The 19,099-nt window shown below is 58.8% G+C and carries 20 protein-coding genes; 14 read left to right on the top strand and 6 right to left on the bottom strand.

The window, feature by feature from the left end; genetic code table 11:
• Positions 1-70: 70 nt before the first annotated feature.
• Positions 71-511 (bottom strand): RNA polymerase-binding protein DksA, encoded by a 441-nt coding sequence (gene dksA / locus LOY36_RS24165; protein ID WP_007902025.1) that lies wholly within the window; start codon positions 509-511, stop codon positions 71-73.
• A gap of 334 nt (positions 512-845) precedes the next feature.
• Here dksA and LOY36_RS24160 point away from each other — a divergent pair, with 334 nt between their 5' ends.
• Entirely contained in the window at positions 846-2,018 is a 1,173-nt protein-coding gene (locus tag LOY36_RS24160; protein ID WP_258671177.1) for a pyridoxal phosphate-dependent aminotransferase, read from the top strand.
• Positions 2,018-2,725: a DNA/RNA nuclease SfsA gene (gene sfsA, locus LOY36_RS24155; protein ID WP_258671176.1), complete on the top strand. Its 708-nt coding sequence runs from the start codon at positions 2,018-2,020 to the stop codon at positions 2,723-2,725. Before LOY36_RS24160 ends, sfsA begins: the two co-directional genes overlap by 1 nt.
• Here the strand turns inward: sfsA and LOY36_RS24150 are convergent.
• On the bottom strand, positions 2,722-3,039 hold the full coding sequence (locus LOY36_RS24150) for a Rieske (2Fe-2S) protein (protein WP_007938052.1): 318 nt from the start codon (positions 3,037-3,039) through the stop codon (positions 2,722-2,724). The genes sfsA and LOY36_RS24150 overlap by 4 nt on opposite strands.
• Before the next feature lie 248 nt (positions 3,040-3,287).
• Between LOY36_RS24150 and LOY36_RS24145 the strand changes: the two genes are divergently transcribed.
• From LOY36_RS24145 to LOY36_RS24135, 3 genes are read left to right on the top strand one after another with little or no spacing between them, the layout of a single operon-like run.
• Positions 3,288-4,271 (top strand): iron ABC transporter permease, encoded by a 984-nt coding sequence (locus LOY36_RS24145; RefSeq protein WP_258674215.1) that lies wholly within the window; start codon positions 3,288-3,290, stop codon positions 4,269-4,271.
• On the top strand, positions 4,271-5,038 hold the full coding sequence (locus tag LOY36_RS24140) for a heme ABC transporter ATP-binding protein (RefSeq protein ID WP_258671175.1): 768 nt from the start codon (positions 4,271-4,273) through the stop codon (positions 5,036-5,038). Before LOY36_RS24145 ends, LOY36_RS24140 begins: the two co-directional genes overlap by 1 nt.
• Positions 5,039-5,050: 12 nt before the next feature.
• Positions 5,051-5,917: a ChaN family lipoprotein gene (locus tag LOY36_RS24135; protein WP_258671174.1), complete on the top strand. Its 867-nt coding sequence runs from the start codon at positions 5,051-5,053 to the stop codon at positions 5,915-5,917.
• Between the two features lie 268 nt (positions 5,918-6,185).
• Here the strand turns inward: LOY36_RS24135 and LOY36_RS24130 are convergent, their stop codons facing one another.
• The 3 genes from LOY36_RS24130 to LOY36_RS24120 all read right to left on the bottom strand — a co-directional run bounded on the left by LOY36_RS24130 (position 6,186) and on the right by LOY36_RS24120 (position 8,694).
• Entirely contained in the window at positions 6,186-6,458 is a 273-nt protein-coding gene (locus tag LOY36_RS24130) for a TfoX/Sxy family protein (RefSeq protein WP_009050884.1), read from the bottom strand.
• 243 nt (positions 6,459-6,701) lie between these two features.
• Positions 6,702-7,046: a pentapeptide repeat-containing protein gene (locus LOY36_RS24125; protein WP_019582853.1), complete on the bottom strand. Its 345-nt coding sequence runs from the start codon at positions 7,044-7,046 to the stop codon at positions 6,702-6,704.
• 91 nt (positions 7,047-7,137) lie between these two features.
• A complete protein-coding gene (locus LOY36_RS24120; protein ID WP_258671173.1) occupies positions 7,138-8,694 on the bottom strand; it encodes a bifunctional aminoglycoside phosphotransferase/ATP-binding protein in 1,557 nt (518 codons plus the stop codon).
• A 118-nt stretch (positions 8,695-8,812) separates the two neighbouring features.
• On the opposite strand from LOY36_RS24120, the gene mrcB reads away from it, so the two are divergent.
• The 3 genes from mrcB to LOY36_RS24105 are packed head-to-tail and all read left to right on the top strand — an operon-like array spanning position 8,813 to position 12,217.
• Positions 8,813-11,131, top strand: a complete 2,319-nt coding sequence (gene mrcB, locus LOY36_RS24115) for a penicillin-binding protein 1B (protein ID WP_258671172.1) — start codon at positions 8,813-8,815, stop codon at positions 11,129-11,131.
• A 16-nt stretch (positions 11,132-11,147) separates the two neighbouring features.
• The gene (locus LOY36_RS24110; RefSeq protein ID WP_019582850.1) at positions 11,148-11,882 is read left to right on the top strand and encodes a M48 family metallopeptidase; all 735 of its coding nucleotides are present in this window, start codon (positions 11,148-11,150) and stop codon (positions 11,880-11,882) included.
• Complete coding sequence (locus LOY36_RS24105; protein ID WP_258671171.1) at positions 11,882-12,217, top strand: YqcC family protein; 336 nt, start codon at positions 11,882-11,884, stop codon at positions 12,215-12,217. The genes LOY36_RS24110 and LOY36_RS24105 overlap by 1 nt, the downstream gene beginning before the upstream one ends.
• Positions 12,218-12,237: 20 nt before the next feature.
• Here the strand turns inward: LOY36_RS24105 and LOY36_RS24100 are convergent, their stop codons facing one another.
• Positions 12,238-12,660, bottom strand: coding sequence for a DUF4124 domain-containing protein (locus tag LOY36_RS24100; RefSeq protein WP_258671170.1), 423 nt, complete (start codon positions 12,658-12,660; stop codon positions 12,238-12,240).
• Between the two features lie 399 nt (positions 12,661-13,059).
• On the opposite strand from LOY36_RS24100, the gene LOY36_RS24095 reads away from it, so the two are divergent.
• The 6 genes from LOY36_RS24095 to msrQ all read left to right on the top strand — a co-directional run bounded on the left by LOY36_RS24095 (position 13,060) and on the right by msrQ (position 19,041).
• The gene (locus LOY36_RS24095; protein WP_026331976.1) at positions 13,060-14,784 is read left to right on the top strand and encodes an acetolactate synthase 3 large subunit; all 1,725 of its coding nucleotides are present in this window, start codon (positions 13,060-13,062) and stop codon (positions 14,782-14,784) included.
• Positions 14,785-14,786: 2 nt separating this feature from the next.
• Positions 14,787-15,278: an acetolactate synthase small subunit gene (gene ilvN, locus LOY36_RS24090; RefSeq protein WP_003205610.1), complete on the top strand. Its 492-nt coding sequence runs from the start codon at positions 14,787-14,789 to the stop codon at positions 15,276-15,278.
• A 46-nt stretch (positions 15,279-15,324) separates the two neighbouring features.
• On the top strand, positions 15,325-16,341 hold the full coding sequence (ilvC, locus tag LOY36_RS24085; protein WP_003228216.1) for a ketol-acid reductoisomerase: 1,017 nt from the start codon (positions 15,325-15,327) through the stop codon (positions 16,339-16,341).
• Between the two features lie 145 nt (positions 16,342-16,486).
• Entirely contained in the window at positions 16,487-17,344 is an 858-nt protein-coding gene (pssA, locus tag LOY36_RS24080) for a CDP-diacylglycerol--serine O-phosphatidyltransferase (protein WP_008006914.1), read from the top strand.
• 63 nt (positions 17,345-17,407) lie between these two features.
• Complete coding sequence (gene msrP, locus LOY36_RS24075; RefSeq protein WP_258671169.1) at positions 17,408-18,421, top strand: protein-methionine-sulfoxide reductase catalytic subunit MsrP; 1,014 nt, start codon at positions 17,408-17,410, stop codon at positions 18,419-18,421.
• Complete coding sequence (gene msrQ / locus LOY36_RS24070; RefSeq protein ID WP_258671168.1) at positions 18,421-19,041, top strand: protein-methionine-sulfoxide reductase heme-binding subunit MsrQ; 621 nt, start codon at positions 18,421-18,423, stop codon at positions 19,039-19,041. The genes msrP and msrQ overlap by 1 nt, the downstream gene beginning before the upstream one ends.
• Positions 19,042-19,099 lie beyond the last annotated feature (58 nt).

The following is a 19,099-nucleotide window of genomic DNA, read 5'->3' as shown; positions in this document are numbered from 1 at the left end:
ATTTAACGTCTAAAAGCGTCAGAAACAAAAACGGAGCGTTCGCACGCTCCGTCTTTCGTTCAAGTCGAGATTACTTGCCGACTTGCTTTTCCTTGATTTCCGCCAGGGTCTTGCAGTCGACGCACATGTCGGCGGTAGGGCGGGCTTCCAGTCGCTTGACGCCGATCTCGACGCCGCAGGACTCGCACCAACCGTATTCTTCGTCTTCGATCAATTGCAGGGTCTTGTCGATTTTCTTGATCAACTTGCGCTCGCGGTCGCGGGCGCGCAATTCGAGGCTGAATTCCTCTTCCTGGCTGGCACGGTCTGCCGGGTCAGGGAAGTTGGCCGCCTCGTCTTTCATGTGATCAACAGTACGGTCGACTTCCTGCATCAAGTCCTGTTTCCACTTGTTCAGGATCTTGGTGAAGTGAGCACGCATGGGTTTGCCCATGTACTCTTCGCCCTTCACTTCTTTGTAGGGTTCGAAGCCGCTGATCGACTGATTTTGCTGCTTTGCTTGGGTGGGCATGAAATGGACCGCCTCTACTCTTGTAATCCATTGCGCAGGATTGCTCCATCACCGACACCTGCCGGCCCTGCGGCTGCAAGCGGGCGAACTTACCAGATCAAATCGGACCGCGCTACTCCCGGATGTCGAGCCCGCGGCCCGTGGTGCTTGCAAAAGATTGCAAAGCTTCGTCTGGTGGCTAAGGAGACCTGATCAATTATTGATTTTAGCCAAACCTGAGACATACGCTTGAATCAATTGAGGCCCGCATTATATGGGCTCTGACCGCTTTAGACTCTCGCTCGTTCCTGCGCTTGGGTAGAATCAATTCTTTTCCCCGTTGTAAGGAAGGCTAATGGCTCTGTCCTACAGTGCGCGTAGTCGCGCTATCGAACCGTTCCACGTTATGGCCCTGCTGGCGCGGGCCAACGAGCTGCAAGCGGCTGGCCACGACGTGATTCACCTGGAAATCGGCGAGCCGGACTTCACCACCGCCGAGCCGATCATCCAGGCCGGCCAGGCTGCGCTAACGGCGGGGAAGACCCGTTACACCGCCGCTCGCGGCATTCCCGAGCTGCGTGAGGCCATTTCGGGCTTTTATCAGCAGCGCTACGGGCTGAACATCGATCCGCAGCGCATCCTGATCACGCCTGGCGGCTCAGGTGCGTTGCTGTTGGCCAGCGCCTTGCTGGTGGATCCGGGCAAGCACTGGCTGCTGGCCGACCCGGGTTACCCGTGCAACCGGCACTTCCTGCGCCTGGTGGAAGGCGCGGCGCAACTGGTGCCGGTCGGCCCGGACGTGCGTTATCAACTGACCCCGGACCTGGTCGCGCGTCATTGGGATCACGACAGCGTCGGCGCCTTGGTGGCATCGCCGGCCAACCCCACCGGGACCATCCTGACCCGTGATGAGCTGGCCGGGCTGTCCGCGGCGATCAAGGCCCGCCACGGTCATTTGGTGGTCGACGAGATTTACCACGGCCTGACTTACGGCACGGACGCGGTCAGCGTGCTGGAAGTCGATGACAGCGCTTTCGTCCTCAATAGTTTTTCCAAGTATTTCGGCATGACCGGTTGGCGCCTTGGTTGGCTGGTCGCGCCTGAAGCGGCGGTCGGTGAACTGGAAAAGCTCGCCCAGAACCTCTACATCAGTGCACCGAGCATGGCCCAGCACGCGGCATTGGCCTGCTTCGAGCCCGCCACCATCAGCATTTTCGAGGAGCGCCGCGCCGAGTTCGGTCGACGTCGTGACTTCCTGCTGCCAGCCCTGCGGGAATTGGGTTTCGGCATCGCCGTTGAACCGGAAGGCGCGTTCTATTTGTACGCCGATATCAGCAAGTTCGGCGGCGATGCCTTCGCGTTCTGCCGACACTTCCTCGAAACCGAGCACGTTGCGATTACCCCGGGGTTGGACTTTGGGCGTCATCAGGCCGGGCATCATGTGCGGTTTGCCTACACCCAAAGCCTTCCGCGCTTGCAAGAAGCAGTCGAGCGGATCGCCCGCGGTTTGAAGAGCTGGCAAGGCTGATGCGCTTTCATCCTCCCCTTGAAGAGGGTCGCTTGATTCGTCGTTACAAGCGTTTTCTTGCCGATATCGAAACCGTTGGCGGCGAGTTGCTGACCATTCACTGCCCGAACACTGGCTCGATGCTTAATTGCCAGGTCGAGGGCGGGCAAGTCTGGTTCAGCCGCTCCACCGACCCCAAGCGCAAGTTGCCCGGCACTTGGGAAGTTGGCGAAACCCCACAGGGGCGGCTGTTTTGCGTGAACACCGGGCGCGCCAACGGCTTGATCGAGGAGGCGTTGCAGGCCGGCGTCATCACCGAGTTGAACGGCTTTACCGAACTGAAGCGCGAAGTGGCCTACGGTCAGGAAAGCAGTCGCATCGATTTTCGTCTCGATTACCCGGGCGGCCCGGCTTATGTGGAAGTCAAAAGCGTCACCCTGGGCTTCGATGGCTCGGCAGTGGCGGCATTTCCTGACGCGGTGACCCAGCGCGGGGCCAAGCATTTGCGCGAACTGGCGCATTTGGCCAGGGACGGGATTCGGGCAGTGCAGTTGTATTGCGTGAGCCTGACAGGGATTGACGCGGTACGTCCTGCCGAAGAAATCGATTCGGCCTACGCAGCTGCGTTGCGTGAGGCGGTGGCGTGTGGAGTCGAAGTGCTGGCGTATGGCGTGCGCTTGACCCACGAAGAGATGGTGGTCGATCGGCGGCTGGATGTGTTGCTTTAGAGCGTAACCCAGATCCCTTGTTCATCCTCGCGGCAGAGGATGGTAGTCAGGGATTGCCCGGCGCAGGGGCCGGCGACGCATTCACCGTCCTCGATCAGAAACAGTGCGCCGTGGGTCGCGCACTGGATCAGGCTGTTGCTGGGGTCGAGAAACTGGTCGGGTTTCCATTCCAGTCCGACGCCCCGGTGCGGGCAGCGATTTTCATACACATACACCCGACCGCCCCGGCGCACGGCCAGGAGCTTCTGGCCGTCGACGTCGAAACCGCGACTGCTGGCGTCAGCCAATTCGGCGCCTGTGCAAAGAAACTTCATGTCTATCCTCAAGTCCAGCAGCTCGTGACCCGGAATGTCCGAGCTTGACGTTCAAATGCAAGCAATTATCAAATGGTAGCTCGCCCTCGGGGCGATTACCGGATGCCGAGAATATTTGGCCTGTCATCTCTATGCCTGGGAAACCTTTAAAGGAGGCTGTTTATGCACCTGTTCGATCCCGGTACGACTGGCCAATGACCCTTCTGATTAAACCTCGTGCGTTGTTCATTGGCTTGAGCCTGTTGTGTTTGCTGGCGATCTGGCTGTCGCTGGCGTTAGGGCCGGTGAGTTTGCCGTTGTTCGACACCTTGCGCGCGTCGCTGCGCTTGGTCGGCCTGCCGATTGCTGCCGACGGGTTGGAGCAGGCCGAACTGATCCTCGGGCAAATCCGCCTGCCGCGAACCTTGCTGGGCTTGGCGGTGGGCGGCGTTCTGGCGCTGTCCGGCGTGGCGATGCAGGGCTTGTTTCGCAATCCTCTGGCCGACCCGGGCCTGGTGGGGGTGTCGAGCGGTGCGGCACTGGGCGCGGCTATCGCGATTGTCGGCGGCTCGGTATTCGGTGGACTGTCTGAATCCATCGGACCTTATCTGTTGTCAGTGTGCGCGTTTCTCGGCGGGTTGGGTGTGACGGCGCTGGTCTATCGACTGGGGCGACGCGATGGCCAGACCAACGTCGCGACCATGCTGCTGGCTGGTATTGCATTGACTGCCCTGGCTGGTTCGGCGGTCGGGCTCTTCACCTATCTGGCGGATGACGCGACCCTGCGCACCCTGACGTTCTGGAACCTGGGCAGTCTTAACGGCGCCAGTTATGCGCGACTCTGGCCGTTGCTGCTGGTGAGCACCGGCGTGGCGCTGTGGTTGCCGCGTCGGGCCAAGGCCTTGAACGCATTGTTGCTGGGGGAGTCGGAGGCCGGCCACCTGGGTATCGACGTCGAAGGACTCAAGCGCGAATTGGTGTTCTGCACGGCGCTGGGTGTCGGCGCGGCGGTAGCAGCGGCGGGGATGATCGGGTTTGTCGGCCTGGTGGTGCCGCATCTGGTGCGACTGCTGGTCGGCCCCGATCATCGGGTGTTGTTGCCGGCGTCGGTGTTGGCGGGGGCCAGTCTCCTATTATTTGCCGATCTGGTGGCGCGGCTGGCGCTGGCGCCGGCTGAGTTGCCGATCGGGATTGTCACGGCCTTCATCGGCGCGCCGTTCTTTCTGTATTTATTGCTCAGGGGGCGTGCCTGATGTTGCGAACGCAGAACCTGCAAATCCGCCGCGGTCGAAAGATTGTCCTGACGGACATCACCCTTGAGCTTAAGCCGGGCGAAGTCCTCGGCGTATTGGGTCCTAACGGCGCCGGCAAAAGCACGTTGCTCGGCGCCCTGTGCGGCGAATTGCCTGCGGACCACGGCAGCGTCTGGCTCGATGAGCGTGAGCTGAGTCATTGGAACGGAGCGCAGCGAGCCCGGCGTTTGGCGGTGTTGCCGCAAGTGTCGACCCTGGACTTTGCCTTTCGCGTCGAAGAAGTGGTCGGCATGGGCCGCCTGCCTTATCAAAGCGGTCGGGTCCGGGATGACGAGATTGTCGCCGCCGCGCTACAGGCGGCCGATGCGGGGCACTTGAGCGGTCGCAGTTATCTGGCGTTGTCCGGCGGCGAACGTCAGCGGGTGCATTTGGCGCGAGTGTTGGCGCAGCTTTGGCCGGGCGAGGCGGGGCAGACGTTGTTGCTCGATGAGCCGACGTCGATGCTCGACCCGCTGCATCAGCACACCACTCTGCAAGCGGTGCGTGAATTCGCCGATCGCGGTGCGGCGGTGCTGGTGATCTTGCATGATCTGAACCTGGCGGCGCGTTATTGTGATCGCCTGTTACTGCTCGAAGGTGGGCGTCCTGTGGTGCTGGACACGCCGGAGCAGGTATTGCGCCCGGAACCGCTCAAGGCTGTGTTTGGGCTGGAAGTATTGGTGCAACCGCACCCGGAGCGTGGGCATCCGCTGATCATCGCCCGCTGAGGTGTTTTAGGGATGAAAACACGCGTGATAGTTTTTCTGGCTGCGCTGTTACTGAGTGCCTGCCAGCATGTAGCGGTACCGCCGCCGGTCAGCGGCGAAATCCGGGATCTGCGCAGCGGTCAGGTCCTGACAGCGCAAGAACTGCTTGCACGGCTGGCTGAACCTTCGCGGCTGATCGTCGGTGAGCAGCATGACAATCGTGATCACCATCAACTGCAATTGTGGATATTGCAGGCACTGGGTGAGCGACGGCCTCAAGGCAGTCTGCTGCTGGAAATGCTGACGCCGGCTCAGCAACAGCGCGTCGATGACGTTCGGCATGCCTCACCGCTGCCGACCGACTTGGCCGGGGCATTGGCCTGGCAGCCGGGATGGGACTGGAGTCTATACGGGCCGATCGTTCGTTTTGCCCTGACTCGGCCATACCCGTTACTGGCGGCCAATCTGGATACGCCTGAAGTCCGTACGGTTTATGCCAAACCGCCAACATTGAGCGGTACGCGATCCAACGCTCCCACGGTCAAGAATGAGTTGCTGGCACAGATCAGCGATTCCCACTGCGGCTTGTTGCCTGAATCACAGATGCCCGCGATGCTGGCCGTCCAGCAGCAGCGTGACCGGCGGATAGCCGAGCGATTACTGGCGGCACCGATGCCTTCACTGTTGTTTGCCGGCGCGTTCCACGCACGCAAGGATGTCGGGGTGCCGATCCATGTGCTGGATCTGGGTGAGCAGGCTCCAACGGTATTGATGCTGGCGGAGCAGGGCGCTGAGGTCACGCCGGCCATGGCTGATTACGTCTGGTATACGCCAGCCACGCCGCCACAGGATTACTGCGCGCAAATGCGCAAGCAGTTCGGCAAGCCGTCAGGCCAATAAAATCAGGTGAGTTTTCCACAGGCAAAAAAAGACCCGGCAAGAGCCGGGTCAAATAACCGTGATTAGCCTGATGAGGAGATAATCTGAGAGTCCGAACCAAGGGCTTTTCAGAATATCGACCAGTCTCGCGACCAGTTGTGATAATCATATCGATTCTCATTACCAAGTCAACCGCTGATTTCTCGTTTCCGTGAATTACGTCGTTCCTTCGCTGGAAAGCCTCGTAATCATTGGGTTTCAGGCTGTGCGTTCGAGTGAAATTATCCGTTCAATTCTTGTGGCGAGACGAAATAGCATCCAGCTGTTTGTTCAAGGCTTCCTTGCGCTCGGCGGGAATGTCGTTCCAGTGAACATCCATCAACGCGCCTTCAATCGCATACAACAACACCTTGGACGCCCGAAAACCGCGAGTGCGCACGGCCCGATAAGCATCCACAGCTCCCAGCCGACGCAAGTCCGAGGCACTGTGGATGCCCACGGCATGCAGCCATTGCGCCGACGTCTTGCCAAGATTCTTCAGGTGTTGCAGTTCATCATTCATCAAGCCTCCTTGCGACAGCCGAATGGTGCGTGGGCGAGCCTCTCAGCAGTGTAGCCATCAGTAGGAAAAGCGTGATTGTTTGGTCGGTTTCGACGCAAAAGCTTCTAAGAGGAAAACTCAAGAAGCGGCGGGAAAAGGTGGCTGATGCAACCCGATGGCGTATGGAAAATTGAGTTTTCGAGCAAAAAAACTACAAAGTCCAGCGCAAAGCGGGGGGCGCCGGACTGAGTGAAACATCGCTTTTTAGCGGGTGCGATAACGCAGGCGTGTCCCGAAATTCATCGACATCAGAATCTCATCGGCACTCAGCTCTGGCGGGAAGTAGGCGCCGGAGATCTGCGCGTGGGCCAGGCTCGCGCCTTCCAGGGATGAGTTGCGAAAGTCGATGCCGCGCAAGTCGGCAGAGCGGAAATAGGCATCGGTGAAGTCGATGCCGTCGGCGTTCAGTTCACGCAGATCGAGCCCGCGGAAGTCACCACCGACCATGTCGATAGGTCCATCTTTCGGGCGTTCATTATTGAAGCTTGTGATGTCGTCTTTGTGCAGCAAGGCATAAAGCGGGGTGTCGAGAAGTTTCGGCTGGCTCATGTCACATCACCTGATGGTTTTATGACGCCAGTATAGTGCCACTATTTGACAGCCGTGAAGCCGGCGAGGGCTTCACGGTTGAAATAGTTTCTTACAGGCCTGGCAGGCGTTGGCGAATTTGCGCTACGACGGTGTCGAGGGTGCCACTTTCATTGGTCTGGACGCGTTTGCTGCAGAGGATTTCTGCGGGCGTCAGGGCTTCGCGGCTGGCTTGCTGGGCAGCGATAACAGCCAGGTTGGCGTCGGACGGATCGTTGTTGTCCGCCTGGCGTTGCTTCAACCAGCTCTCGATCACCGCTTGAGGTGCGTCGCAATCGAGGATCAGGAACGGCGCGCCGGTGGCCTCGGCGATTTTTGCCGCGCTGTCGCGTTGGTCGCGCTTGAGATAAGTGGCATCGATCACCACCGGGAAGCCGGCACGCAGAATCACATTGGCAACTTCATGCAGACGGGCATAGGTGGCGACGCTGGCGTCGGCGCTATAAATGCCGGCCTGCGGGGCGTTCGGTACGGTCTGTTCGCCGAACATACGCTTGCGCTCTACATCCGAACGCAGGCGAATGGCGCCCAATGCCTCCACCAGGCGCATGGCCACATGGCTTTTGCCGACGGCGGAAACACCGTGGGTAATCGCCAGGAAACGCGAAGGAATGGTGCTGTAGCTTTCCGCCAGGTTGGCGTAGTTGCGGTACTGACGCAGAGTGGTAGCGCGCTGCACCGGGTCGGCTTCGGCCGGCATGCTGAACAGGCTGACCTTGGCGCGAACCAGCGCGCGGTAGGCTTTATAGAAGTTCAGCAGCTCAAGGCCCTGGTAGTCGCCGGTCAGTTCCAGGTATTGGCTGATGAAACGGCGCGCCAGGCTCTTCAGGCCGCGGTCTTCCAGGTCCATTGCCAGGAAACCGGTGTCGGCGTAAACGTCGGTGAAGCGGAACGGTTCGTTGAACTCGATGCAGTCGAAGATCACCACTTTGCCGTCGATCACGGTAGCGTTGCCCAGGTGAATGTCACCATGGCATTCACGAATGAAGCCGTCGGCCTTGCGCTGGGCGAACAGCGGCTTGAGGCGCTCGAAGCTGCTTTCGGCCCAGGCTTGCAGTGCCTCGAGTTGCAACAGATCGGCCTTGTCGCTGAGGAACGGACGGATCTGTTCGAAGTTCTGCCGTACCGGCGCCATGACGCTGTCCGGCGTGCCGGCTTCGTGTTCGGCAGGCACTTTCGGCGCGCTGAGGTGGAATTGAGCGATCTGCGCGGCCATCTCGTCGATGTGCGCGGTGGTCAATTCGCCGTTGGCTTGCAGGGTGCTGAGCAGTTGGCTTTGTGGGAACTGACGCATTTTCAGGGCGTAGTCGACAACCGGACCATCGCCGCCCAATTGTGGTGCCTCGGCGCTGCCGGTGATCGGCAACACTTCAAGGTACAAGTCATGGGTCAAGCGCTGGTTCAGGCGCAGCTCTTCACCGCAGAAATGCTCGCGAGCCTCAAGGCTGGTGAAGTCGAGGAAGCCGAAATTCACCGGCTTCTTCACTTTATAAGCATAGGGGCCTGTGAGTATCACCCAGGAAATATGGGTCTCGATGACCTGGAACCCTTCTACAGGATGCGGGTAGAGGGCCGGGTTTTGCAGGGCAGCGATCAGGGACTGGCTCACAGGTGATCCTTCAGAGTCTGGGGGGAATTCAAGGCCGTCATTATGGCTGCAAGTCCGTCCGACGCAAACCTCAGAGGGCTCCTGTTGAGGATGAATAAAGTGCGTATAATCCGCCGCCATGACTCGATCCCGATCCCCCCGCACCCCTAAAAAACCACCTTCCAAGGGCATGCGCCCCTGGCTGGGCTGGGCCCTTAAACTCAGCCTGGTCGGCCTTGTGGTGCTTGCCGGGTTCGCGGTTTACCTCGATGCCGTGGTCCAGGAGAAGTTCTCCGGCAAGCGCTGGACCATCCCGGCCAAGGTGTACGCGCGCCCGCTTGAGCTGTTCGTCGGACAAAAGCTCAGCAAGGACGACTTCCTCACCGAACTCGACGCCTTGGGCTACCGGCGCGAAGCGGTCAGCAACGGCCCCGGCGCGGCGGCGGTCAATGGCAATACCGTCGACTTGAATACCCGAGGCTTCCAGTTCTATGAAGGCATGGAGCAGGCGCAGCCCGTGCGCGTGCGGTTCTCCGGCGATTACGTGGCCGAGCTCTCGGCGACCAACGGTTCGAAGCTTTCCGTGGTGCGACTGGAGCCGCTGCTGATCGGCGGCATTTACCCGAAAAACCTTGAAGACCGCATCCTGATCAAGATCGATCAGGTTCCGCCGTATCTGCTCGAAACCCTGGTTGCCGTAGAAGACCGGGATTTCTACAGCCACTGGGGCGTGTCGCCGAAGTCGATTGCTCGAGCTATCTATGTCAACACCTCGGGCGGCAAGATGACCCAGGGCGGTAGTACGCTGACGCAACAGTTGGTCAAGAACTTCTACCTCACCAATGAACGCAGCCTGACCCGTAAGCTCACCGAAGCCATGATGGCGATGTTGCTTGAGCTGCATTACGACAAGAGCGAAATTCTTGAGGCTTACCTCAATGAAGTGTTCGTCGGCCAGGATGGTCAGCGCGCGGTGCACGGCTTCGGCCTGGCCAGCCAGTTCTTCTTCGGGCAGCCATTGTCCGAGCTGAAACTGCATCAAGTCGCTTTGTTGGTGGGCATGGTCAAGGGGCCGTCCTATTACAACCCGCGTCGCAACCCTGAGCGGGCGCTGGAGCGGCGCAATCTGGTACTCGATGTTCTGAAGGAACAAGGCGTTGCCAGCGCCGAGCAGGTTGAGGCGGCGAAGAAAATGCCACTGGGTGTGACCACTCGCGGCAAGTTGGCCGACAGCTCGTTCCCGGGCTTCCTCGATCTGGTCAAACGTCAGTTGCGCGAAGACTACCGCGACGAAGACTTGACTGAAGAAGGGCTGCGAATCTTCACCAGTTTCGACCCGATCCTGCAGATGAAAGCCGAAGCTTCGGTCAACGACACGTTCAAGCGCTTGGCCGGGCGCAAGGGTTCCGATGACGTGGAAGCGGCGATGGTCGTGACCAACCCGGAAACCGGTGAGGTCCAGGCCATGATCGGCAGCCGTCAGGCGAGTTTTGCCGGTTTTAACCGTGCGTTGGACGCGGTGCGACCGATCGGCTCTTTGATCAAGCCGGCGGTTTATCTGACCGCTCTTGAAAAGCCGAGCCAGTACACGCTGACCAGTTGGCTATCGGATGACTACTTCTCGGTCAAAGGCGCGGATGGTCAGATCTGGAAACCACAGAACTATGATCGCCGCTCCCACGGCACGGTGTTCCTGTACCAAGGGTTGGCGCATTCCTACAACCTGTCGACCGCGCGTCTCGGGTTGGCGGTGGGCGTGCCGAATGTCTTGAAGACCCTGGCACGACTGGGGGTGAGTCGCGAGTTCCCGGCGTTCCCGTCGATGTTGCTCGGTGCCGGCGGTATGACCCCGATCGAAGTGGCGACCATGTACCAGACGCTGGCCAATGGCGGGTTCAATACGCCGATGCGCGGGATTCGCAGCGTACTGACTGCCGAGGGCGAGCCGCTCAAGCGTTATCCGTTCCAGATTCAGCAGCAATTTGATCCGGCGTCCATTTACCTGATCCAGAACGCCATGCAGCGCGTCATGCGTGAAGGTACCGGCAGTTCGGTTTACAACGTGTTGCCGAAAACCCTGACCCTGGCCGGCAAGACCGGTACCAGTAACGATTCGCGGGACAGCTGGTTCGCCGGTTTCAGTCAGGATCTGCTGGCCGTGGTCTGGCTGGGGCGCGATGATAATGGCAAGACACCGTTTACCGGTGCCACCGGTGCGTTGCAGGTCTGGACCAGTTTCATGCGCAAGGCCGATCCGCTGCCGCTGGACATGCCGCAGCCGGATAACATTGTTCAGGCCTGGGTCGATTCACGTACCGGGCAAGGTTCCGAAGCCAGCTGCCCAGGCGCGGTGCAGATGCCGTATATTCGCGGCAGCGAACCGCCTCCCGGTGCTGCTTGCGGTGGCGAAAGCCCTGCTGAATCGGTGATGGATTGGGTCAAGGGCTGGATGAATTAAGCAAAGAGGATTTGAAGTGAACAAGTGGTTGATTCCAGCGGTGACTGCCGTGGCTTTGCTCAGCGGCTGCTCCACTGTACAGCGTGGTTCGATCCCGGTTGTGGACGCCGGGACTGCTGTCTCCAACAGTGAGCGGATTTCGGCGAATGGCGGTTTCCGTCAGTCGACGGTGAAACGTCCTGTACAAGCTCAGACTCAGGCGATCCCGCAAGGTGACACCGGGGTCGTGGTGATGGTCCCGGGTGGTGGCGCCGTCTCCTCGGCACCGATCAGCACTTCGCCGATCACCCCGGGTCCGATTACTCCAGGGCCGATCGATACCTCGCCGGTTCAGTCGGCACCGATCAATCAGGGCAGTTACAGCATGCCGTCGACGCCCAGCGGGATTCCTTCGGCGAACTCCGGCGGTCTGTCCGCCGATGAGCAACTGGACGGTCCGGTCCTGGCATTGTTGACCACCGCCCAGCAGCAACAGGCCAGTGGCGACCTTAATGGCGCATCTTCCAGCCTCGAACGTGCCCAGCGTGTTGCACCGCGCGAGCCGCAAGTGCTTTATCGCCTGGCCCAGGTACGTATGGCTCAAGGTGATGCGGCGCAGGCCGAGCAGTTTGCCCGTCGTGGCCTGACGTTCGCCAATGGGCGTCCGGATCTTCAGGCCAGCCTGTGGGAATTGATCGCCCAGGCCCGTGAGAAGCAGGGTGACCCGGCCGGTGCAGCGTTGGCTCGTCAGAAGGCCAAGGTTTCGCTGTGATGGATATGCGCTTTCCGAAGATTGCCGAGCAGTTGCTGTTGATCGAGCGCGAACTGCGCGTTCAGGGTTGGTGGGATGAAGTGCCGCCGTCCGCTGAGGCGCTCTCCAGCGTTGAACCGTTTTCGGTGGATACGCTGGATTTCGAGCAGTGGCTGCAATGGATCTTCCTGCCAAGGATGAAGTCGATCCTGGAGCAGAACCTGCCATTGCCCAACGCATCGGGGATTCAGGAGATGGCCGAGATGGTCTTCGCCTCCCGCAACGTCCGGGGCAAGGATCGGCAGCTTCAGGTCTTGCTCAAAGAGTTCGACGTGTTGATCACCGCTTCCCGCTGATCCCGAACCCTCGACAGCTCCTACATGCAGTTTTTCGTAATCTGTTTCTGTGCTTCGGTGATGCGCTCCTGACGTTGTTGGTCGGTCAGGCGGCGCGTCTCGCCGTCGACTTCCTCCCGCAATCTCGGATTGTTCTGCAATTGAGCCAGGTTCGTCCGAGCCTGTTCGCAGAACACTTTTAGCTGGGCCTGCTGCTCGGCGACCTGCTTTTTCACTTTTTTATCGATGGCTTTTTGATCGCCTATGACGTTGCCGCGCGATGGCGCGCTCGGCTTGCCGACGGGCGGGGAGGGCGTGACCATCAAGGTGGCCTCTCGGCCCTGGGGTGGTTGCGCATCGAAATGGGTGACGCCCTGGGCATCGACCCATTTATAGATCTGACCCGCCATGCACAAAGGGCTCAGGCTGATCAGCAAGCTGGCGGTGAAGATGAGCGTTCGCATGCCATTTCCTTATCGGGGGTGCGCAATTGAAGCTAACACAGTTGCGGTTTAAAGGTTTTTTCTTGCGTTCTCATGCGCTTAGTTCAATAAAGCACATTGACGGCTTGACTTGCGATGGGCGAAACAGAAGAATCCAAAGTCCGCTGTAGAGGGACTGCCAGAAGCAGACCCACTCGGTAGATCATGAGGCGCACATCCGCGCCGACCTGTTACACCCGCAACGCGTTACCTCGCGCTGGGTGGGAAAGGCCCGCAACACTTGGGACGATCCCAATACTTGCTCAGTCAGTGCTGACGTAGTCGGCGACCACCGTCGCTCATGCTCTGCCGAGAAGTAAACCTATTAAGACCCGTCCTCTTGTATGTGGGCGGTATTCTGGCGTTTTAGAGGTGAACAACGTGGAGCTTTTATCTGGCGGTGAGATGCTCGTCCGCTTCTTGCGTGACGAAGGCGTCAAATATATCTACGGGTACCCGGGTGGTGCTCTTCTTCATGTCTACGATGCCCTGTTCAAAGAACCGGAAGTGACCCACATCCTGGTTCGTCACGAGCAGGCTGCGACCCACATGGCTGACGGCTATGCCCGTGCCACCGGTAAAGCCGGCGTGGTACTGGTGACGTCCGGCCCGGGCGCAACCAACGCCATCACCGGTATTGCCACGGCCTACATGGACTCCATTCCGATGGTGATCATTTCCGGCCAGGTGCCAAGCACCATGGTAGGTACCGATGCGTTCCAGGAAACCGACATGATCGGTATCTCCCGGCCGATCGTGAAGCACAGCTTCATGATCAAGCACGCCTCGGAAATCCCGGAAGTCATGAAGAAGGCGTTCTACCTGGCGCAATCCGGTCGTCCTGGTCCGGTCGTTGTTGATATCCCGAAAGATATGACCAACCCGGCCGAGAAGTTCGAATACATCTTCCCGAAAAAAGCCAAGCTGCGTTCCTACAGCCCGGCCGTTCGCGGTCACTCCGGGCAAATCCGCAAGGCAGCCGAAATGCTCCTGGCGGCCAAGCGCCCTGTGTTGTATTCGGGCGGCGGCGTGATCCTCGGTGGTGGCTCTGCGCCGCTGACCGAGCTGGCGAAGATGCTCAACCTGCCAGTGACCAATACCCTGATGGGCCTGGGTGCCTACCCTGGCACCGACCGTCAGTTCATCGGCATGCTCGGCATGCACGGCAGCTACACCGCCAACCTGGCGATGCACCATGCTGATGTGATCCTTGCAGTCGGCGCGCGTTTCGATGACCGCGTGATCAACGGCCCGGCCAAGTTCTGCCCGAATGCCAAGATCATTCACATCGACATCGACCCGGCTTCGATTTCCAAGACCATCAAGGCAGACGTGCCTATTGTTGGCCCGGTCGAGAGCGTCCTGACCGAAATGGTCGCGATCCTCAAGGAAATCGGCGAGACCCCGAACAAGGAGTCCGTTGCCAGCTGGTGGAAGCAAGTTGATGAGTGGCGCGGTGACCGCGGTCTGTTCCCTTACGACAAGGGCGACGGCAGCGTGATCAAGCCGCAGACCGTGATCGAAACCCTGTGCGAAGTGACCAAGGGCGACGCCTTTGTGACCTCCGACGTGGGTCAGCATCAGATGTTCGCGGCGCAGTACTACAAGTTCAACAAGCCGAATCGCTGGATCAACTCCGGTGGCCTGGGCACCATGGGCTTCGGTTTTCCGGCGGCCATGGGCATCAAGCTGAGCTTCCCGGATGACGATGTCGCCTGTGTAACAGGCGAGGGCAGCATCCAGATGAACATTCAGGAACTGTCGACCTGCCTGCAATACGGTTTGCCGGTAAAAATCGTCATCCTGAACAATGGCGTGCTGGGTATGGTTCGCCAGTGGCAGGACATGAGTTATGGCAGCCGTCACTCGCACTCCTACATGGAATCGCTGCCTGACTTCGTCAAACTGGCAGAGGCCTATGGTCACGTTGGCGTGCGCATCACCGACTCGAAAGATTTGAAGTCGAAGATGGAGGAGGCGTTCGCCATGAAAGATCGCCTGGTGGTTATCGATATCTCGGTTGACACAAGCGAGCACGTCTACCCGATGCAGATCAAAGACGGCTCCATGCGTGATATGTGGTTGAGCAAGACGGAGCGTACTTAATCATGCGGCACATTATTTCCCTGCTTCTGGAAAACGAACCGGGCGCTCTGTCTCGTGTAGTCGGCCTGTTTTCGCAGCGCAACTACAACATCGAAAGCCTGACCGTGGCGCCAACCGAAGACCCGACTTTGTCGCGTCTGACGCTGACCACTGTCGGCCATGATGAAATCATCGAGCAGATCACCAAGAACCTGAACAAACTGATCGAAGTGGTCAAACTGGTCGACTTGTCGGAGAGTGCTCACATCGAGCGCGAACTGATGCTGGTCAAGGTCAAGGCCACCGGCGCCCAGCGCGCCGAGATCAAGCGCACCACCGATATTTATCGTGGGCAGATCGTTGATGTCAGCGCCAGCGTGTATACCGTTCAATTGACCGGTACCAGCGACAAGCTCGACAGCTTCATTCAATCGATCGGCACTGCCTCGATTCTGGAAACCGTACGCAGTGGCGTCACCGGGATTGCCCGCGGCGACAAAGTACTGAGCATCTAAACCAAATTAGCGAATGGCCTGAGGGCCAGATATAAAGGGGAAATTCATGAAAGTTTTCTACGATAAAGACTGCGACCTGTCGATCATCCAGGGCAAGAAAGTTGCCATCATTGGCTACGGCTCCCAAGGCCACGCTCAAGCGTGCAACCTGAAAGACTCCGGTGTTGACGTTACCGTCGGCCTGCGTAAAGGTTCGGCCACCGTTGCCAAAGCCGAAGCCCACGGCCTGAAAGTGACCGACGTTGCTTCCGCCGTAGCAGCTGCCGACCTGGTCATGATCCTGACCCCGGACGAGTTCCAGTCCTCCCTGTACAAGAACGAAATCGAGCCGAACATCAAGAAAGGCGCCACCCTGGCCTTCTCCCACGGCTTCGCGATCCACTACAACCAGGTTGTGCCGCGCGCTGACCTCGACGTGATCATGATCGCGCCGAAAGCTCCGGGCCACACCGTGCGTTCCGAGTTCGTCAAAGGCGGCGGTATCCCTGACCTGATCGCTATCTACCAGGATGCTTCGGGCAACGCCAAAAACGTTGCACTGTCCTACGCTGCCGGCGTTGGTGGCGGTCGTACCGGCATCATCGAAACCACCTTCAAGGACGAGACCGAAACCGACCTGTTCGGCGAACAAGCCGTTCTGTGCGGCGGTACCGTTGAACTGGTAAAAGCCGGTTTCGAAACCCTGGTTGAAGCTGGCTACGCGCCGGAAATGGCCTACTTCGAATGCCTGCACGAACTGAAGCTGATCGTTGACCTCATGTACGAAGGCGGTATCGCCAACATGAACTACTCGATCTCTAACAACGCTGAGTACGGCGAGTACGTGACAGGTCCGGAAGTAATCAACGCCGAATCCCGTCAGGCCATGCGCAACGCCCTGAAACGTATTCAGGACGGCGAATACGCCAAGATGTTCATCAGCGAAGGCGCCACCGGCTATCCTTCGATGACCGCCAAGCGTCGTAACAACGCCGCTCACGGTATCGAAATCATCGGTGAGCAACTGCGCTCCATGATGCCGTGGATCGGTGCCAACAAGATCGTCGACAAAGCCAAGAACTAAGTCACGAGCTTGTACGGAAAACGCGGCCTAGGCCGCGTTTTTTCGTTTGGATCCGCCGGTTCTGGTATAAAGCTGCATCGTTTGCGGTCGAACCGTCGTCCCAGACACCTGTCGAAACTTTCCACCCCGTTGCAAGGTAATGTCCATGAGCGAACGTCCCGAAGAGCCAAAGCAGGCTTCTGACGCCGAAAGCCTTCTGCCCATCGATGAGCACATCGAAGAAGGGCATGACGCTGAAGGCCGTAAAGTCCGGCATCGTGGTATCTATCTTCTGCCGAATCTGTTCACCACTGCGAACCTGTTCGCAGGGTTCTATTCCATTATCAACTCGATGAGCGCCCAAAGCGCCTTGAGTGCCGGTGATGCAATCGGCGCGAGCAAATATTTTGCGTTTGCCGCGATCGCGATTTTCGTCGCCATGGTGCTCGACGGCCTCGACGGTCGCGTCGCTCGCATGACCAACACCCAAAGCGCCTTCGGTGCGGAGTACGACTCGCTGTCGGACATGGTTGCCTTTGGCGTCGCGCCGGCTTTGCTGGCATTCGGCTGGGCCTTGGGCGATATGGGCAAAGTCGGCTGGATGGTCGCCTTCATCTATGTGGCGGGTGCGGCGTTGCGCCTGGCGCGCTTCAACACGCAGGTCGGCACCGCTGACAAGCGCTACTTCATCGGTCTGGCCAGCCCGGCTGCGGCCGGTGTGGTCGCGGGCATTGTCTGGGCGTTCAGCGATTACGGCATTCAGGGTTCCAAAATGTCGTTCCTGGTTGCGCTGATGGTCGCCGCCGCGGGCATGCTGATGGTCAGTAACATCAAGTACAACAGCTTCAAGGAGCTGGACTTGAAGGGGCGCGTTCCCTTTGTCGCGATCCTGGCAGTGGTGCTGGTATTTGCCGTTGTATTCAGTGATCCGCCGCGCATCCTGCTGCTGGTTTTCCTTGCCTATGCGGCTTCCGGGCCGGTGCAGTACCTGCTGCGTCTTCGTCGGCACAAAAAAGCCGAGTAATGTAATTTCCCTCATACTCCGCAGTCTATGGGTGCATCTGTCCTCCATTGCTGCGGAGTTGCCATGCTGATCAAAGTCCCCAAAGCGTCTGACTGTCATGAGTCGGACGTCACGCCTGAATCTCTCTACCTTTCCCGTCGCAATATATTAGGCGCCGCTGTCGCCGGTTTGGCTGTGAGTACTCTGCCGCGCTGGGCGAGTGCCGACGATGCTGCGCGTTATGCCGATGTCGAGCCTGGCAAGGCGCCGTCCTGGTTTGCCGAAAAACTGCCTTCCACTAAATGGGGCGCGGTCAACGTCAAGGATGAAGCAATCACGCCTTTCAAGGATGCGACCCACTACAACAACTTCTATGAGTTCGGTACCGACAAAGGCGATCCTGCGGCCAACGCCGGCGGGCTGAAAACCGAACCGTGGAGCGTGGTGGTAGACGGGGAGGTGGGTAAGCCGGGGCGGTATGCGCTGGAAGACTTCATGAAGCCTTATCAGCTGGAAGAGCGTATTTATCGTCTTCGCTGTGTGGAGGCCTGGTCGATGGTCATTCCATGGATAGGTTTTCCCATTTCGGCTTTGCTGAAGGAAGTAGAACCGACGTCCAAGGCCAAATTCATTCGCTTTGAAACCCTGCAAGATCCCAAGAGTATGCCTGGACAGCGTTCTGGCTTTGCCTTGATCGACTGGCCATATGTAGAAGGGCTGCGCCTGGATGAGGCGATGAATCCGTTGGCGATTCTCGCTGTAGGCATGTATGGACGTGAGTTGCCCAATCAGAACGGTGCACCGCTACGTCTGGTGGTGCCGTGGAAATACGGCTTCAAGAGCATCAAGTCCATCGTGCGAATCAGTCTGGTCAGTGAGCAGCCGAAAACCACCTGGCAGAGCATTGCCTCGAATGAGTATGGTTTTTATGCGAACGTGAACCCGACAGTCGACCACCCGCGCTGGACGCAGGCACGGGAAAGACGTTTGCCGAGCGGTCTGTTCAAGCCCAATGTGCGGGACACGCAAATGTTCAACGGCTACTCGGATGAAGTCGCTTCTTTATATGCAGGGCTCGATCTGCGGAAGAATTACTGATGCGATATCTGTTCTGGCGTATTGGTGTCTTTATCGCCGCGGCGATTTGGCCGCTGCTTTGGTTGTATCAAGCCTGGGCGGATGTGCTGGGGCCTGATCCGGGAAAGGTGCTGGTTGATCGTCTGGGGTTGGGGGCGCTTGTCCTGCTGCTCATTACGTTAAGCATGACGCCTTTGCAGAAGCTCACCGGTTGGTCGGGGTGGATAGCTGTCCGACGGCAGTTGGGGTTGTGGTGTTTCGCCTATGTGGCTTTGCATTTGAGCGGCTATACGGCGTTCATCCTCGGCTTTGATTGGTCACAACTGGGTATCGAGTTGCGCAAGCGGCCGTACATTATCGTCGGGGTGCTGGGGTTTCTCGGTTTGTTGGTGCTGGCGGTTACCTCCAGTCGTTACAGTCAGCGGCGTTTGGGCGTTCGCTGGAAAAGATTGCATCGGTTGGTCTATGTGATTCTCGGGCTTGGGCTGCTGCATATGTTGTGGATTGTTCGTGCCGATCTGAGGGAGTGGGCGATCTACGCTTCTATAGGCGCGTTGTTATTAGTCTTGAGATTGCCGCCTGTAACCCGCCGAATTCCACGCTTAATTGTTAAAAAGGTACCTTCTGCAAGAAAGGCGTAATTAAAGGTTGACGGCAGATTTTGGACGTCTATAATTCGCCCCACTTCCGGCGCAGTCG

This window comes from Pseudomonas sp. B21-019, from assembly GCF_024749225.1.
Lineage (GTDB): Bacteria > Pseudomonadota > Gammaproteobacteria > Pseudomonadales > Pseudomonadaceae > Aquipseudomonas.
The sequence above is the reverse complement of the archived record's forward strand: the minus strand, read 5'-3'. Positions and strand labels throughout refer to the sequence as shown.